This window comes from Psychrobacter sp. 1U2, from assembly GCF_051847575.1.
Genome location: NZ_JBPYDC010001322.1, coordinates 1 through 631, shown reverse-complemented (window position 1 = coordinate 631; position 631 = coordinate 1). Strand labels below are relative to the sequence as shown.

Annotated in this window: 1 pseudogene; it reads left to right on the top strand. The window is 37.7% G+C overall.

The features are described 5' to 3' along the window. Nucleotides 1-229: 229 nt before the first annotated feature. Nucleotides 230-631: pseudogene (locus tag ACS8FD_RS21875) on the top strand (penicillin-binding protein 1B); the annotation flags it as partial.

The following is a 631-nucleotide window of genomic DNA, read 5'->3' as shown; positions in this document are numbered from 1 at the left end:
ACTCATTCGTTAAATACAATATTTGCCCTACTCTTAGTTCTTTTAAACTCATATTAGTACTATTACTACGCTTTCATTAGTTCATTTATATATTGATATTCGATGTTATATCATTATACACCTTCCTAGCTAAACCCAATAAAACCTTAAGTCGATGATGATAGATTGAAAATTTTGTCAATTTGCGTCATTATGAGGCAGTTTTTTATCCCAATACGGTGCGTTATCAGTGCGAAAATCTAATCCTAAGTTACCTCAGTCTGCTGCAAGTAATCTCCCCTCGCAGCAACGCGGAATTGTATTTAGTAGTATTCTATTAATCATTGTCATCGTTGGCATGGTTTTGTTGGCGCTGTATCTGGTCAAGCTTGACCGTACTATTACTCATAAGTTTGAAGGTAAGCGCTGGGATATTCCTGCCAAAGTGTATTCGCAACCGCTTGAGCTTTATCAAGGTGCGGCAGTTGACAACAGCATGATGAAGACTTGGCTTGAGCTGCTTAATTATCGTAGCAACAAAGCCTATGATCGCACAGGTAGCTTCTATAAGTCAGGCAATAACTACTTTATTCATACGCGCGGCTTTACTTATAGCGCAAACGATATTGATAAAGAACAAGTCATCAAAATG